Origin of the sequence: Teredinibacter sp. KSP-S5-2, from assembly GCF_032773895.1 — a bacterium.
Taxonomy (GTDB): Bacteria; Pseudomonadota; Gammaproteobacteria; order Pseudomonadales; family Cellvibrionaceae.
This window is the reverse complement of the sequence record NZ_CP120416.1, coordinates 3,255,423-3,272,047: the sequence shown is the minus strand read 5'-3', so window position 1 is coordinate 3,272,047 and position 16,625 is coordinate 3,255,423. Positions and strand designations below refer to the sequence as shown.

Here is a 16,625-nt window from a genome sequence, read left to right as displayed (position 1 = left end):
AAACTCTGTGGTTTATCCTCGTATCGGGAATGGAAATCGCTTCAAGTGTTGAAGCTCGCGATAGGGTTTAATTCGCATGGGTCGACTTTCTCAAGACAATCGATTTATAACTATTACGGACTTCTCCCTAGGGGAAGATACCTTTCTTGTTACCGCATTTTCTGGAACGGAATATGTTTCAGGTCTGTTTGAGTTTCAGATAGATTTAATATCTGAAAATCTGGAAATCAAACCGGACAAAATTGTTGGTAAATCTGCAACAGTCACACTAAAAAATGAACAGGGCCGCAAGTTTAACGGTTTCATTAAGTCATTTTCACTAGGTGGCATGCTTGAGCACGATAAGCGTCAATATCGAATGACGATGGTGCCCTGGCTATGGTTTTTATCGAAAACCAACAATCATCGAATTTTTCAGGAAAAGAATACCAAAGATATCGTTACCCAAATTTTTCAGGATTTAGGTTTTAACGATTTCGATTTTCGCGCGGCTGGTGGAAGTCCGCGTGAGTATTGTGTGCAGCACAATGAAAGCGATTTGAATTTTGTATCGCGCCTTCTGGAAGAAGAGGGTATTGCATATTATTTCGTACACGAAGATTCAAAACACAAATTGGTTTTGGTCGATCAAAAGAACGCCTACGAAGACTGTGGCGAAACTGATGTTACTTATCACTCGGGTACGATGTCCGTTCCGCATATTTCCTCTTGGGAGCATGTGCACCAGTTTAAAAAAGGTATGTGGTCATTAGCAGACTACAACTTTAAAGAGCCAACCAAAAAGCTCGACCCTCAGCGCAAAACCAATAGTAAGTTTGCCAACAACAATAAGTTTGAGCATTACGAATATCCTGGCTTATACGATTTCACTAAAGGTTCTGATTTAGTGAAAATTCGTTTGGATGCTGAAGAGGCCGATCGAGATGTCGTCAATGGGCAAAGTGACTGCAGCAGCTTTTATGCCGGCGGCAAGTTCAAGCTGAAAGAACATCCCAATGCGGAAGAAAAAGGCTCGTATATTATTGTTGGTATCAGTCATAGAGCGGTAGATACCTATCACTTCAGTGGTGCTCAGGGTAACGTAGAGTACTCAAACGAATTTGCCTGTATCCCGGATTCAGTGCATTTCCGTCCAGCATTACTTCACGAAAAACCTTATGTTCCTGGTCCCCAGTCAGCCATTGTTACCGGGCCTTCCGGCGAAGAAATTTACGTCGATGAATTCGGTCGTATTAAAGTACAGTTTTACTGGGACAGAGAAGGCAAAAATGATGAAAACACCACCTGCTATATTCGTGTTATGCAGGTGTGGGCCGGGGCGCAATGGGGGGCATCCTTTATTCCCCGTATTGGTCATGAAGTCATTGTCACCTTCTTAGATGGTGACCCGGATCGCCCAATAATTACCGGTACCGTATACAACGGTAAGAACAAACCTCCTTTTGACTCAAAAACCAAAAGCGGAATTCGCACTCGCTCTACCAAAAAAGGTGGTGCGTCAAACTGCAATGAACTGATTTTTGATGATAAAAAAGGTGATGAGCAGATCTTTATCCATGCAGAAAAGAACATGGATACCGAGGTTGAGAATGATGAATCCTTGACAGTGGATCATGATCGTACCAAACACATTAAGCATGACGAAAAATACACGATCGACAATGACCGAACTAAGACTATTGGTAATGATCAAATAGAAGATATTGGTCGTGATAAGACAACAAGTGTCGGTAAGGATCACACGGAATCGATTGGGGCAAACATGTCAATTACTATTGACAAAAACCTCAGCGAGACGGTTAAGGCGGACTACACCGAAAATGTAGACAAAAACAAAAACTCAACCATCGGTAAAGATTTAACTGAAAAAGTACAAGGCAATCACCATGAACAGGTGACTAAAAATTATTCAGTTAAGGCAAAGAAAATACAGCTAACCGCGCAGGATGAAATAAGTATTAAAGTTGGTTCGGCCAGTATTCTAATGAAGAAAAATGGTGACATTACCATTAAAGGTAAGAAAATAAATGTTAAGGGTAGTTCTGATATTATTCTCAAAGGTTCGAATATTAAGGAGAACTAACAATGTCAGTGATTAAAACATTGAAGCCATTAAAGGGTAATCTACTTGTTGAATCTGCTGTCCAAACGGTGATTGCTTCCTTGGTGGGTGTTAATGAAGAGGGAAGACCTCTTGTATCAATTGGTGATGCTCCTGAGGTTGTTGCTCGCTCTGCGTTAAGCTTATCTGAATGTGAGGAAGTCACGTCATTTCCTGTCCAGGTTATTGTGGCGATAGAATCTGCTGAACCGGCGCAACCAATTATTACCGGTCTTGTTCGCGATACATTATTTCCTGTTCCAGGACAGAAAAAGAGTAAAGAAAAATACAAAGCTGTTGTTGATGGTGAAACCGTTACACTCTCGGCAAAAGAAGAAATAAAGCTGGAATGTGGTAAAAGTTCTATTCTTCTGCGTAAAGACGGCAAGGTCATCATAAAAGGGGTAAACTTGGTCAGTCGCTCCCTTGCTACAAACAAGATAAAGGGTAGCAGCGTCAGCATTAACTAGTTAGTGGAAGAGAGTGCATTATGGGTGTCACGGTTGGCGTAAATCATCTTTCGGTTGTTCATAAAAACAGCAGTGGCATAACGCCATGTTTCCCTGACGTCTGTAAAACACCGACGCCTGGTGGGCCTGTGCCTATTCCTTATCCCAATATCGCAAAATCTTCTGATACGGACAAGGGCGCAAAGAAAGTCAAAACAGATGGCAAGCCGCCTTGTGTCAAAGACTCCAACTTTAAAACGAGTGTGGGTGATGAGCCGGGTACATTAAAGGGTATTGCTTCCAGTAAAACCAAAGGCAAGGCCGAGTTTGTAAACTACTCTTTTGATGTAAAATTCGAAGGTAAAAATGTCGCCAGAGCTTTCGATATCATGCTTCACAATGATAAAAACACACCGCCATTCCCCGTGATGCAAAAGCCTATAGTTGCTGTTCAGATACTTGAAGATATCAAGTGTGTTATCTGCGATAAGAAGCTTTAAATATTATGGCCGTTTCAGGTGCTGTCACAATTTCCGGCATTGGGCTGGCTTCTTCTTTAGGGGGTTACGGAGACGCTTGCGCGGCATACCGTGCAGGATTGAACCGATTTTCGGCTCACCCGGAAATATTTGGTGATGAAGAACAACCTCTGACTATCGCACCGTGTCCAAATCTGGATGGTTATAGTTGGGCCGCGAGAACGGCCAAGCTGTTTGCCAGAGCCTATTCTGATTTTGTGGCAAATACTCAAACTCCATTCCCTAAAGATTCATCTGTTCTATTGATGGCAATGCCAGATCCACATGATAGAGGGATGTATGATAGCGCAAGATACGATTCCCGAGCTGCGCGATTACAAGAGTATACGCGGCAGGTTATGGAGCCATTCTCCGCCATATCCGGTTCAAAGCTGCACGAGCTGCCTACCCAAATGGTTTTTGGTGACAGAGTGGCATTTGCACGCATATTGGAAAAAGCGGTAGCTTTCATTGCGTCAGGTGAGTATCAAAACTGCTTGTTAATGGTGGCAGACAGCCTTTTAAATGGCGAAACACTGCAAGAACTGTTGGAACAGGATCAGCTCAAAACCGGAGGCAATCCAGTAGGTTATATCCCGGGAGAAGGCGCCGTGTTTCTATGGCTTTCTGCGGGGCAAACTCAATCAAAATTTACAGCGGTGAAACTGGCAGTACAAACGAGCATTGACAACAGTCTTCAGAAGGAAGAGCTAAGAGAAGATTCTACTGAAGGGGAACAAGAAGAAGTATCAAAAGAAATTTCCTCCCAATGGCATGGGGATAAACTTCTAAACGTGTTACGGGGAGTATTACAGGGGAATTATGAAAATACCTATTTCCCTCAGCTTATTTCCGATATTAATGGTCAAGAATGCCGGGCTCGGGAATATGGTGTATTACAGTACTATTTGAAAAGAGACTTTCCAAAGTCTGCTCTTGTAGAGGATAAGATCCCCGCATTGGGTTTTGCAGAGACGGGCACGTTATCGAGCGCCTTGGGTTTTACTACGACTATCGCCAGCGTACAAAGAAATTACGCTCAGCATAGAGAATTTATTATGCTTTTGTCTGAAGAATCGGGGAAAAGAGCAGCAATTAAACTGGGTTTCTAGTAGGGGCTTTTTATGGCTGGTGAAAATTATACTGACTATTTGAAAGAGTTCGGTTCTAACGGGCTTCATAAAGATGTTCTTGTAGAGCTTATCTTTGAAACAGATAAACCCAAAAGTGATTGGACTTCCAGTAAGCAGCAAAAGCCAGAAAAAGAAAAGAATAAAAATAAAGATGACTCGGAAGAGCACTCATTTGCAACATTTACTGAGACGGCGAAACTTAAAAAAGATAGTAAGCATCCCTCTAACCTTAGTTATTATTTTCGAGGAGATGGGAAAGCGAGAGCGAATAAAGTCTATGATAAGATCAATGATCAGGTGGATAAGCTTTATAAGCAGAACTTTCCTCATCTAAAAGGCTTTTTAGATGACTACTACAAAATATCCAGCGTTGATAGTAATTTTAATAAAAACGGTAAGTTAAAGGGAAAAGCAAAGTCAAATCAGCAACGACCTTACTATTGGGAATCACATCATATGATTCCAGGCGATGTGTTTACCAAAATGAAGGATGGTGAACAAATTTTTGATGATAAGCAGTATAAGCTATTAAAGATGTCTGATTACGATATTAATAATGGACATAATCTTATCGCTTTGCCTGGTAATGAGATGGATTTTTTTCAACCGATTCATGGGCTAATTCAGCATCCGAGTGATCATAAGAAATACACTGATCGTGTTATAGAAGAAATGAAAAAGGTATCTAAAAAGTTAGATGAAATGGTAGACGAGTTAGATAAACCTCATCCAGATGCTATTGGAAAAGTTGAGCTGGAGCTAGATGGTTTAGAGGACGACTTGTGGGATCTGATAATAAAACTTGGTAAAGCCGGGATCAGTGGAGATACATCTAAGCTTGCTCCTGGAGATATCGGTATGCTCAAGAGTAGGGCTGATACGGGAACAGTTTATCAATATAAAGCTCTTGGCTAATAAACGGGAAAATAAAATGAAATACTGGGTTATTTTTGCTTGCTCTGCTAGTGATGCAGCTAGACTTGCCTTTATACCAAAAGCTGGACCTAAAGCGTATAAGTATGACAAAGGAATTCCTTTGATCGATGCTTGTCCAGCTCAAGAAGATATGACAATGAGTTACGATTCGGATTATCCCGATGGAATAAAACTCTATGATATTGCTTATTGCATTGATGGCGTAATTGTCGCAAATAAAAAAGTGAAAGAATGTTTGGATAATCTAGGTGAGACTAATGTTGAATATTTACCGGTTACCCTTCTAAATCATAAAAAAGATGTTTCATCAACAGAATACTTTATTCTGAACCCTCTTGGAGGGGAAGATATTATTGATATGGATAAGTCAGAATATAGAATGAGTGCGTTAAATGAAACTCAGATAGCTCGTGTTAAACACTTGGTTGTCAATCAGAATGGGGTGTCCGAGTCTGCCAAATTTTTTAGGGCAAAAAATAAGGGCGATAGCTACTTTGTTTCAGATGAGGTGAAAATAGCTTTTGAAGAAGCGGGTGTTTCAGGATATGAGTTATTCGAAGCAGAAGGCTGGGATGGGTTGAACGTTTAGCGTATGAAATACTGGGTAATCTATCCGGTTATGATAAGCGATGCTGCGGTTTTGACTCGTGTGCCAAAGGTTGGTCCAAAAGCATATAAGTATTTTAAAGGTATATCTTTACTTGACGAATGTCCTTCGCAAGATGAAATGACAATGAACTATGATGATGATTACCCGGAAGGTATCAAGTTATATGACATTCTCTCAAATATTCGTGATTTAATTGTTGCCAACTCAAAGGTAAAAGAGTGTTTGGATGGATTGGGTGTGGCTAATGTAGAGTATATCCCTATCTCATTGCTGAACCACAAAAAAGAGCTTGTATCTCAAGACTATTTTATTTTGAATCCTTTGTGCTGTGAAAATATTATTGATATGGATAAGTCTGAATACAGAATGGATCCTTTGGATGAGGGGCAGATTGCAAGCATTGATAATATGGTTGTCGATTTTGAGCAAGTAGCCGAGTCTGCAAAATTCTTTCGAGCGAGTAAAAAGAAAGATAGCTTTTTTATAACGGATGATGTTAAACAGGCTTTCGAGGCAGCAGAAATTACAGGGTATAAACTGTTCGAAGCAGAAGGCTGGGATGGTTTAGACATCTAATTGTTTGAACTGAAGGTGACAAATGCCAGATTACGACCTAAAAGGTATGAAATCCCATTCGATGTATAGGCTGGACGCCTATATTGGTCGTATGTCGACATCTATGAAATGGATTGATTTTAAGGATGAATCACGAAAGATATGCGACTATTTCTTAACGCTCTCTGCCGCCAATCTGCTGGTGGATATGAAAATCGATTTTTATTATCACAACCTGTGTCGATCTGCAGAAAATTGGCGACGTTACCTACTCACAAGCAGAGATCACTATAAAAAGCAGGCGCCTTTAACCTATATTTCTCCCTTGTATGCTGCGGTTGCTGCGGGGGAGGTTTCGTTAGTTAAGGGAATTAGTGACTTAATCCCCGATGCGCATGTAGAAGGTGAAGAATACCCCGATAAGTTTTTGATTGCCAAAGTATTGGCTCTGGTTGCTTCGAATGGTGTTGAACTAACCGATCAAATCACTAGCCTGTTAAAGCAGATGGAAGAGGTTGAAGATGAGCCATTAAGCAGTAATTTATTCAAAGCGTTACTTGGGGTAGATGAGCTGAAAGAAGAAGATTTTTGGGATGCATTTGAAGCAGCACATTATGCTCACGATGAAATGAACGAAGAAAAAATTACCAATGTAACAGTAAAAATCAGTGAATTTATCGCTCATCGTTTTATTTGGTTCGAGGGAATTGCCTGGCTTAAGTTAGCCAAAATGAAAGGGTTTACACTACCATCCAACGGTTTTAAGTATTGCCCAGACGAAGCGTTAGGGAAAATGAAAAAACCGTACATGGGTGATTGGCCTCTTGTGCCCCTGCCTGATGGTAGTTTTTAACAGTTATGGCTCAAGCAGAAATTAATAATAATACCGCATGCGAAGTTGAAGCGCTTTTTACTAATGATGAGCAGCTTCGACCATTGGTTGCGCCTATTATTAAAGCGACCTTCGATATTTTTCCTGATGGCATTCTCAAATTTTCTAAAGAACAGCTACCGGTAAATTTGGCGGGTGAACATTACGGTGACCCGGAAAATTCCAGCTATATCTACGAACCAGAGTGCGTGTTTTTTAAATCCACTACGGATGTTGCAGTAATAGGTGATGCCATCTCAACCCGAGGACCGGTTACGCATTTGTTGGTTGAAATAAAAGCTGGCGATTTGTTTAAGCGCATGGGTGTGATTGGCAACCGTCATTGGATAAAACAAAGTATCGGCTATGCGATCTCCGATGTTACCCCGTTTGAGTCAATGCCTCTGACCTATGAAAATGCATTTGGTGGCTGGGATAAGCGTTATGAAGAGTTATCCCAACAAGGGTTTGAGGCTCGTAATACCGTCGGCAAGGGTTTTTATAAAAAAGGGTTAAAGCATGTGGATGCCCCCATGCCGCTGCCCAATATCGAAAACCCGGATGATTTAATTCAAGATGTACATGATACGCCCGCACCCGTTGGTTGCGGCTTTACGCTTCCTCATTGGCAACCGCGTGCTGCCTATGCTGGGACATATGACCAAGCATGGGAAAAGAATCGCAGCCCGATGTTGCCAAAAGATTTTAATCGATTTTTTTACAACGGAGCGAGTGAAGGCTTGATTGCTCCCAGCTATTTTTCCGGTAACGAGGTGATTTCAATTTCCAATATGACCGCGGGAGGACTACTGCAGTTCCAGCTGCCGGTTAGAAGAGCCCCCATTGCAGTTGTTCAATTAAAAGCAAGAACTGTGGAGTTGCCAACAATCTTGGATACGGTGATTGTGAATACGAGGACAATGCAATTGAGTCTGATTTGGCGTAACTACACCTTGTTGGATCAAAACTTCCATGATGTTGAATCTGTTGATATTCATTACGGGTAAGGTTGAGTAAATGGCAATACACTATCAAGCTTTCCGTGAAGAACTCTATATTGAACATTTGGAGGAAGCGGCATTTCAATATGAGACGCGAACCAATTGGTTGCGGGATAAAGAGATCGGTTGGCAAGAGGTTCAACAGGTCGATACCGCTTTGGAAGCGCATTTAGATGCGTTAATGGTGGGCGAGACACTGGCAGTTAAAGTCTGTCTCAATGCTTTGGAAGATGCTGACCCGAGTACACTGCATGTCATTGTTCGAATCTTTTGCCGGCACAAACTTATTGATCGCTTGAATAAGCTCTGGAGCGATTTTGATTTCGAAGATCAGGAAAAGGTGGATGCCGTTGCGGATGCCTTGAAGTGGGAATGTCCGGCCGATTGGCTTCCTGAATTCGTTAAAGTATATTCGTCTGGTAAGACAGAGCTTTTCCCTGTGTTTGCCCAGGCGATTGCCCATAAAGGAAGAGATAACGCTGAGCTGCTTTTATCCGCATTACCAAAACTGGACGATGAAGCCAAGAAAAGAGTTATTGAAGCATTAAGGCTATGTGACAAAAAAAATAAGCAAAATTATTCTGCTGCGCTTACTTCGATATGCACTACAGAAAAGACAGACGATTTGCAGGAAGCGCTGATTACGTCTTTGGTTTATGGGCATATTCAACCGCTGGTGTCCAATCAGGCATTGCTCGAAAAACTTCCGTTGGCCTTTGCATTAGCTGGCAATGCTTCTCATGCAAAAATGTTAACGGCTACCGCGCAAAAAGGAACGGCAAGCGAAGATGCTCTATTGGCTTTAGGGCTGCTCGGCAGCTTGGAGTCGGTGCCGAGCCTATTAGGGTATCTAAAGCATCCAGACTATGCGCCCACAGCGGCATTGGCGCTTAACTTGATCACTGGCGCAAGCTTATATGAAGACGTTCATACTCCTGACGATGTGGAAGAAGCTGAGCTTTTCGAACATGAACTGGAAGCTTACGCTAAAGGGGAATTACCGAAGAATATTGATGGCGTACCCTACGGTGGAGAAGTTCATCAGCTATCTTTGGACCCCGCGCTATGGCAGCAATGGCTGGAGCACAATAAACAGAATTTTCAAACCGGTCAGCGATATCGTAATGGGAAACTTTATTCGCCAAGGGAATTGTTATCGAATTTAGTTAATAATCAAACCCCCTATGATATACGAGAGTTTGCTCACTACGAACTGATGGCTCGCTATGGGCTCGATGCGGTTTTTGTTCCAGATGAATTGATATATACCCAACAAAGACAGCTTAATCTGTTACACCAAATGCTTCAGGGGGGAGGGTTTCCTCCAGATGGCACATGGTGTTTTCAGGGAAAAGTAATTTAGATTTTGAGGCACACTAACGGACGAGAATTATGACTTCTTTTGAAACTTCCAATATCTCCAGTGACAGTGAGCTGGCTCAGACGGTGGCAAAACAATCCAATGAAATTGTGATTGGGACCATTGTGTCTATTAATGATCATGGTCAGCCGATGGTGGAATACAGCCTGGGTGAGGATATCGGCCCTCTTGCGGCATTGTCCACGATAAGTGTTGCTACAGAGCATATTGGAAGGCAGGTTGGTTTACTGTTCGTCAATGGCCAAGAAATGACGCCCGTATTAATTGGCTTTATTCATAATCCGTTGCATAATTTTCTTGATAATTTACAGATGGGTGAATCCATCACTAAAGTACCTAAGCATCCTGCTCAACAAAAAACAGAGCAGGAAGGTGAGGCGAAAGAACCGATTGCCTATGCGGATGGCGATCGTGTTGTCATTGAAGCAAAAGAAGAAGTGGTGCTTAAATGTGGTGATGCCAGCATTTCGCTGAATAAAAATGGCAAAGTATCTATTCGTGGTAAATATCTTCTAAACCGCTCTACCGGTGTAAATCGTATTATGGGAGGCTCAGTACAAGTGAACTAGTTTGCTGTTCAGCATTTGTATTTGTCATTGCATATCATGTTAGAGACTAGTTTTTATATTGAGTAAACAAAATGGGTTTGTCTGCCTCAGAACATACTACGCCGTTTCTACAAATCTATGAACGTTACGTGGACGAAGCTTCTTTTCTTTGGGTGCTTAGAAAAGTTGCATTAGAACAACCGCATTACTCGTCCGAAGATTTAATGGATCTGGAAAATCGTATTGAACAGCAATTAGACGGCATAATGACTGCGCCGGAAGATGCCTGGGCGGTCTGTGAAGCTGCGCTGGATTTGGAAGAGCCCGGTGAAGTGTTTGTTGCCGCAGTCACTGCGTTGCGTTGCCTGGATGTGTGGAAAATCCAGAAAGCGGTGGAGTGTGGCTTACATAGTGAAGAAACTTTTCCTGCGTTAGTTTCGGCTTTTGCCTGGGTCAAGGAAAAGTACTCCCACACCTGGATAAAAAAATTCTTCATGAGTAAAAACTTTGATCATAAACGTTTGGCGCTTGACGTTTGTGCACTACGTGGAGAAAACCCGTTAGAGCAGTTGGATAAAATTCTGGAAAGGGATGATTGTCGGCAGAATAAGCCGTTGTTTGCGCGAGCCATTCGATCCATTGGCGAATTTAAACGTACAGACTTGTCCCATATCTTACCCCTGGCGTTACAGGACGCAGACAAGTCGGTTGTGTTTGCTGGCTTATGGTCATCAATTATGCTCGGTGATCAATCGCATATGGAGCAATTAAAACAATTTGTGATTGACGGCGGAGAATACCAGCAGAATGCGATTGAAATTGCATTCAGGGTATTGTCAATAGATAAGGCGAGGGAGTGGATTTCTTTAATGGCTGCACAGCCAAACAATAAAAGGCATGTGATCGTGGCTAGCCGGATTCTTGGTGATCCGCAAGCGTTACCCTGGGTTATTGCCCAGATGCAGGAGCCGGGTATGGCCAGGGTTGCTGGCGAAGCTTTTTCGGTAATAACCGGGATTGACTTGGTTAAGTATGGGCTGGCAACGGATATTCCCGACCTGGATGAGAAGCTTCGCTACCACGATGACGATGCTTTTGTCGCATTGGATGACGATGAAAATCTACCGTTTCCAACGGTCGAAAAAATTGCCGGAGTATGGCAAAAATACGGTCAGTATTTTTCAACCGGTAAGCGCTATTTTATGGGGCACCTCATTACTGAAGAGTATTTATTGGAATCAATTCAACATGGCAAACAGCGTCAAAGACATGCTGCAGCGTTAGAGTTGGCCCTGCTCAATATTCATCAGCCATATCTAAATACGCGGGCAAAAGTCATTTAGGCGCGGTTTACACCTCTTCCCAGTTTATATAACACCGTTTGCTACTTTTCTAATGAGGTTTTTGGTGGTTCGGGCGTGAGCGGGTCATAGAGATCACCAAAAAAATCATGCAATTCCAGTTTTTGTTCGTTCTTGTTGTTTGCAACAGACTCTTGCCAGGGAACTACATACAAAATTTTGGGTAGCTCTTTGTTGCCCTTGATTTTGATGGTTTTTAGTTCGATTTTATCTTCGGCCCAGCTGATGGAACTAAGAATAAGTAGAAATGTAATGAGTAAAATGCGCATTGCCGGTTATTCCTTATTCGCCAGGGAAGCTTCAAGCTGTTGAATCCAGGATTTAGTGTCTTCATCTTTAAACCCCGATAAAACCAAATACGCTTTGTAATATTTAAGCGCCAGGGCGATATCCTGGTAATAGGTATCTTGTATCAGTGCCAGGTTGTAGTATGCCTCGGCATATTTATCATCGTACTTAATGGCATTCTGATAAGCCAATTCCGCTTCTTTAATTTTATCCTGGTTCACTAATATCAAACCATGAATATTATGCGCATGGGCATTTTGAGGGTTAAGTGTCAGCGCCTGTTGCGCTAGCTTAAGCGCATTATCTTGGTCATTTTCCAGATACTCGATTGTTGCCAGATTGCTGACAATAAGGGAGTGGTTGGGATAATCCTTGTTCAGCTTTCTCAACATTTTTCTGGCAATCTTCAGATGATTGTTATTGAGGCTTTCAATCGCTTCTTCAAATTGTGCTTTATCGAGAGGTGATAACGTCTGTGTTGGAATTTCTGTTATCTGTTGCTTTGGCGCGTCTGTTTTCTCCGGTGCCTTATCTTTTGGTGGTGTCGATGAACAGGCAAATAACCCCAAGGCAATTGTCAGGACAAACGTGACGTTTTTTATCGTTCTGTATTGATTATTCATTTCCAGTATACCCTCCGAGTTTTCCTTCGCGGGAATATCGCACAGGGAAGAGTTCTTTCAGTTTTTCCCGGCTTTGTTTCAGCCATGGGTTGTAAAGCCCTTCGCGTGAACGTGCCAGGTTGGTTTCGTAAAATTCAATGGCTTTTTCTTCAAATGGAAATGCCTGGTCTTCCAGAAGAATTTCGTATTGTTCCAGTTCATCTTCCGAAAGGTTTTTCGGCCGCTCGGATTCCAGCAACGCTTTGGAGAAGTCCCGATATATTTCGCCAATTGAAAAAGTTGATTGAGTCGTGATATCCGCAAGACCAAAAGAAGAGGCCTGACCATATAACTTGATTGTATCCTGCATTAGCTTTTTCTTTTTACGCAAGTTGGCTGCAATGGGTTCAACCAGTTTTCTGCGCGTATATTCTTGCCTACTCTGGGTGGCTAAATCCAGTGTGGCCGAGGCAGCAATAAACGTTGTTCGTTCGGTTTTTTCGTCATTTTGTGCCCGGCGTTCAGCCCCTGCTATCTTTAACTGCCAAAAGTGCTGCTTGTTTTTATCGCCTTGTTTCGCATAGAGCTCGGTAAGCTTTTGCATGGCTTCCATATTCTGGGGGAAGGGCTTCTTATAGCTATGGGCGTAGCTTCGATATGAGCGAATTGCTGACTCGGTATCGCCTTTTGATTCGTACAACTCTGCGGCCTGCCACAGTGCTGCCATTTTAACTTCTGAATTATCTTCAAACGAGGAAATACGTTCGAACTCCCTGGCTGCTTTACCGCCTTGATTGGATTTCAAATAGGCTACAGACAGCTTGCGAGTGACGTCATTAGTGTATTTATGCTGCGGGTAAAGTTGCTTAAAGCGGTTGATAAAATCAATCGCGTTTTGCCAGGACTCATGTTGCATGGCCAGGGCGATAGCATCATATAAACCGGAAGATGCGATATCGGAGTTGGGAGCAATATCTGACACTCGTACAAAATGATGTGATGCCTGAGCAATATCCCCTTGTTCTTTAGCCTGTTCACCTTGTCGGTAAATAGAAAGCGCCAGATTGTCCCGAATGCTTGCTCGCTGATTACGGTTGACGGATTTGTCTGACAGCATCGTCTGGTAAGTTGCTTCTGCGTCAGCAAAATTTTTCGTTTCGAAGTAAGAACGAGCTTTAATTAAATTCGATGTGTACTTTTGCGCGCTGGTAATGGTTTCAGGTAACGCTTCGGTCAGCTTAATGGCCTGGTCATACTGCTGACTGTTAAATGAAAGCTGAGCGGCATTAATTGCAATTTCCGTCGACTTTTCGTCAGTTGGATAAAGTTCGGTATACAGACTTGCGTATCGAATGTGTTTATCCAGTAGCGCGGCTTTTTGTTCGCCTTGTGCGCGATTATATAGACTATTGGATATGCTCACCGTGGCGTAAGCGGCTTTTTTATCCAGAACAATTTCTCCATCATAGGCCGCAAGCTCAAAGTATTTTAATGCGCCGGTATTGTCCTTCGCCCGGTACAGTAGCTCCGCATACAAGCCGTATATGTTGTCCTGCCGTGAATAAGATGAATAGTGTTCCAGGTAGCGGTCATACCAGGTTTTGGCTGCTTGGTAATCTTCGCTCTTACCTTTGTTCTGATATTTGGAATGATAGAAAGAAGCTTCTTTTACGATGTAATCACGTAAGGCTGTTTTGGTTTTCTTGGCAATATCCGGGTCGGTATTGGTTTTCCAATAATCGCTTTTGGGATGATAACTAAGATAAAAGTCGTCCACAGTGGTGTGCACACGTTTGGCAAAGCCACCTTTCTGCCAGATCTGAATAATACTCAGCTTTGCGCTTGGAACATGTTTTGAGTCGGCATGTTGTGTCACAAATTGATTCAGTGTTTCTACCGCATCGGAGTAGCGTTCTTGCTTCAGGTAAATGTCGGCGATAACGCGATATGTATGGTAGAGATACCGGAAGTTGGATGAACTGGCAAAATAGCTTTGCAGTGATTCCGCTCCATTCAGGTGAGAGAAGGCTAAGCCGATTGCGCGGAAATACTCATCAAATAAGCTCTTCTCATTATCGGGTAGGGCATCGTAATCACCGAACTTGTGTATGGTTAGGGATTCCAGGTAGTCATCCACCGATTCCACATAAAGCTCTTGTTTATACCGAGTCCAGCCGCGCTTGAAAAATGCCTTTTCATAAAAACGGTCACTATCGGGTGACATGATGACTTCTGTGTATGCATCCTCTGCCGTGATGTAATCACCGGTCACAAATGCATTTTCCGCAATACGGAACTGTGCTTCGGGATAATGCACAGAATTTTTAAAGTTCTTAACCAATTGGGTTAAGGCCTCTATGGCTTTATTGTGTTCCCCAACCTGATCGTAGGTTTTGGCCAACTGATAGAGTAATACGTCGTTACCTTTGGCTTTGGGGTAGTCCCTGAGTGAGGTGGTGAGCAGATTAATGGTTTTGTTCAGAGTTTCCGTATACAGCCTGTCAGAATTTAAGTCGTCTTCCTCTTTACTCTCTTTTATCAGGCGGTTACTCAGTTGCAGTTCCATCTGTGCCAAACGACTAATGGCCTGTTGTCGCGATGTCTCATCTTTGGACGCGCTTTGGATGTAGTTGTAGTACGCCTGCTTGATCTCGTCTTCTGTTTTTGGTTTAACAAAAACATCTGCCTGCAAGGTGGATTTGTCCGTAAAATCGATATCACGCAGTGTTGCTTTTTGTGGCTCATTTGAACCACAAGACATAAGCGCCATGGAGCTGGATATCGCGATGCTGAGTTTTAACGCTGAAAAAGGTTTATTTGTTTTCATCATAAAGCTTGGCTAGGCCGAATCGTGATTGGCTCAAATAGCTGTTAAAAATATTTTGTTTGTCATCGAGTTGGGCAGAAATTTCGCCAACGGTAAATGCAAGGTACTGGTTGAGTAACGCATCTAACTGCTGTTGTTCTTTTGCTGACAGGGGAAGCTGTTTCATTGCCTGAATCCTGGCGATGTTCTTTAATGGCTCTGCCGGAAATTCGATAGAAGAAAATTGTGCTTCGCTAGGAATCAGTTGGGTGTTTTGGTGTATTTGGGTTTGTGCCAGTTCAAGTACTCTATTTTGGTTTAGTTGCGTAATCTGACTTCCCAACTCTGATGAAAGCCGTTGAAAATAGGCAATGGCCTCGGAATATTTTGCTGACGCAACACGGTTTTGCTTAAGCTTTTCGTAAACAAAAGGGGACAATAAATGTGATTCGTGTACTGATGGAGCATCAATGCCTTTATTGATTAGTATGTTGAAGGCATTTAGCGCCCCGACGAAATCCCCTTGGTGCATGGCGGAGATACCAATGCCCAGAAGTGCGCGATTGGTGTAGGGGCCTTCGATACTGATAGAACGAAATGTTTCCCGTGCATCTCGATAGAACTCGAATTGAATTTGAGAAAAACCCAGGGTTAAGTAAAGACGGTCAGCAAACTGGTCGTTTTTATTGGCCTCTTCATGTTTGATTGCTTTCTGTAATTCGATTTGTGCGTCGGTCCACCATTCCTGACGCAGGTAGGCGACCGCTTTATTGAGCAGGGCAATCGTGTAGTAGGGGGAATTGGGTTCGATTGCATCGTAAAATTTTACCGACTTTCTATGCTTTCTAAGCCGTTGTAGCGATATGCCTTTCATTAAGTTGGAGTAATCAATCTCGTCCGATGTTAAGGCCGCGTTGATATCCACAATACGTAAGGTCAATAATGTTTTGTTCCAGTCCCCTCTCAGGAAGTAGTACTTCGCCAGTTGGAAGGTAATACGCGAAAGCGCAATATCATCGGCTTCGGATTTTGCTGTGTAGTAAATTTTATCCGCTACGGCCTTGGCGTTTTGCTGATACAAAAACCATGTCAGGTCGACGACAAAGGGTTCGTCAATATTTTGCTCAATCACCGAAATATTGGCCGCTATGGTAAGTACCGCCAGTAGGGGATTGTCATCGTTGATCAAGCCGCGCACCTTTTTTTCCACGGAACGAATATCCGGCAGGTTTTGCAGGTGCGACGGAATTTTTTTTGCTTGAGACTGATATATGCTGGCTGAACGTTCAATAAAAGATTGGTTCAGTTCGTCCCGTGTTGCCGAATAACTACTGCCGGCGTGACCGAGCAGTGCGACAAATAGCAGGGCTTGGCTGCAAATTGCGAAGAGCCTGGAGGTTGTTAACATCATGAGCGCGTATACAAATTAAAAGGGAATGCCTTTTGAATCCCTGGTTATTACCGT

16 protein-coding genes are annotated in these 16,625 nt (G+C 42.8%); 12 read left to right on the top strand and 4 right to left on the bottom strand.

What is annotated here, in order from left to right; genetic code table 11:
- The first annotated feature begins 76 nt into the window (after nucleotides 1–76).
- The 12 genes from P5V12_RS14005 to P5V12_RS13950 all read left to right on the top strand — a co-directional run bounded on the left by P5V12_RS14005 (nucleotide 77) and on the right by P5V12_RS13950 (nucleotide 11,446).
- Nucleotides 77–2,083, top strand: coding sequence for a type VI secretion system Vgr family protein (locus tag P5V12_RS14005; RefSeq protein ID WP_316953709.1), 2,007 nt, complete (start codon nucleotides 77–79; stop codon nucleotides 2,081–2,083).
- A gap of 2 nt (nucleotides 2,084–2,085) precedes the next feature.
- A complete protein-coding gene (locus P5V12_RS14000) occupies nucleotides 2,086–2,571 on the top strand; it encodes a DUF6484 domain-containing protein (RefSeq protein WP_316953708.1) in 486 nt (161 codons plus the stop codon).
- 20 nt (nucleotides 2,572–2,591) lie between these two features.
- Nucleotides 2,592–3,050 carry a DUF4150 domain-containing protein gene (locus tag P5V12_RS13995; RefSeq protein WP_316953707.1) on the top strand — a complete coding sequence of 153 codons (459 nt, stop codon included), beginning with the start codon at nucleotides 2,592–2,594 and terminating at the stop codon, nucleotides 3,048–3,050.
- Nucleotides 3,051–3,055: 5 nt separating this feature from the next.
- Nucleotides 3,056–4,180 (top strand): hypothetical protein, encoded by a 1,125-nt coding sequence (locus P5V12_RS13990; protein WP_316953706.1) that lies wholly within the window; start codon nucleotides 3,056–3,058, stop codon nucleotides 4,178–4,180.
- A 12-nt stretch (nucleotides 4,181–4,192) separates the two neighbouring features.
- Nucleotides 4,193–5,116: an AHH domain-containing protein gene (locus P5V12_RS13985; RefSeq protein ID WP_316953705.1), complete on the top strand. Its 924-nt coding sequence runs from the start codon at nucleotides 4,193–4,195 to the stop codon at nucleotides 5,114–5,116.
- A gap of 16 nt (nucleotides 5,117–5,132) precedes the next feature.
- A complete protein-coding gene (locus P5V12_RS13980) occupies nucleotides 5,133–5,726 on the top strand; it encodes an imm11 family protein (RefSeq protein WP_316953704.1) in 594 nt (197 codons plus the stop codon).
- A 3-nt stretch (nucleotides 5,727–5,729) separates the two neighbouring features.
- Nucleotides 5,730–6,323: an imm11 family protein gene (locus P5V12_RS13975; protein ID WP_316953703.1), complete on the top strand. Its 594-nt coding sequence runs from the start codon at nucleotides 5,730–5,732 to the stop codon at nucleotides 6,321–6,323.
- Between the two features lie 22 nt (nucleotides 6,324–6,345).
- Nucleotides 6,346–7,155, top strand: coding sequence for a hypothetical protein (locus P5V12_RS13970; protein ID WP_316953702.1), 810 nt, complete (start codon nucleotides 6,346–6,348; stop codon nucleotides 7,153–7,155).
- Between the two features lie 5 nt (nucleotides 7,156–7,160).
- Nucleotides 7,161–8,180 (top strand): DUF2169 domain-containing protein, encoded by a 1,020-nt coding sequence (locus P5V12_RS13965; RefSeq protein WP_316953701.1) that lies wholly within the window; start codon nucleotides 7,161–7,163, stop codon nucleotides 8,178–8,180.
- Between the two features lie 10 nt (nucleotides 8,181–8,190).
- Nucleotides 8,191–9,537, top strand: a complete 1,347-nt coding sequence (locus tag P5V12_RS13960; RefSeq protein ID WP_316953700.1) for a hypothetical protein — start codon at nucleotides 8,191–8,193, stop codon at nucleotides 9,535–9,537.
- Between the two features lie 29 nt (nucleotides 9,538–9,566).
- Nucleotides 9,567–10,124: a DUF6484 domain-containing protein gene (locus P5V12_RS13955; protein WP_316953699.1), complete on the top strand. Its 558-nt coding sequence runs from the start codon at nucleotides 9,567–9,569 to the stop codon at nucleotides 10,122–10,124.
- A 71-nt stretch (nucleotides 10,125–10,195) separates the two neighbouring features.
- Nucleotides 10,196–11,446, top strand: a complete 1,251-nt coding sequence (locus tag P5V12_RS13950) for a TIGR02270 family protein (RefSeq protein WP_316953698.1) — start codon at nucleotides 10,196–10,198, stop codon at nucleotides 11,444–11,446.
- Between the two features lie 41 nt (nucleotides 11,447–11,487).
- Here P5V12_RS13950 and P5V12_RS13945 read toward each other — a convergent pair whose 3' ends face one another.
- From P5V12_RS13945 to P5V12_RS13930, 4 genes are read right to left on the bottom strand one after another with little or no spacing between them, the layout of a single operon-like run.
- A complete protein-coding gene (locus P5V12_RS13945; protein ID WP_316953697.1) occupies nucleotides 11,488–11,733 on the bottom strand; it encodes a hypothetical protein in 246 nt (81 codons plus the stop codon).
- 6 nt (nucleotides 11,734–11,739) lie between these two features.
- Nucleotides 11,740–12,375, bottom strand: a complete 636-nt coding sequence (locus tag P5V12_RS13940) for a tetratricopeptide repeat protein (RefSeq protein WP_316953696.1) — start codon at nucleotides 12,373–12,375, stop codon at nucleotides 11,740–11,742.
- Nucleotides 12,368–15,184, bottom strand: coding sequence for a tetratricopeptide repeat protein (locus tag P5V12_RS13935; protein WP_316953695.1), 2,817 nt, complete (start codon nucleotides 15,182–15,184; stop codon nucleotides 12,368–12,370). Before P5V12_RS13935 ends, P5V12_RS13940 begins: the two co-directional genes overlap by 8 nt.
- Nucleotides 15,168–16,571, bottom strand: coding sequence for a hypothetical protein (locus P5V12_RS13930; protein ID WP_316953694.1), 1,404 nt, complete (start codon nucleotides 16,569–16,571; stop codon nucleotides 15,168–15,170). The genes P5V12_RS13935 and P5V12_RS13930 overlap by 17 nt, the downstream gene beginning before the upstream one ends.
- Nucleotides 16,572–16,625: the final 54 nt, after the last annotated feature.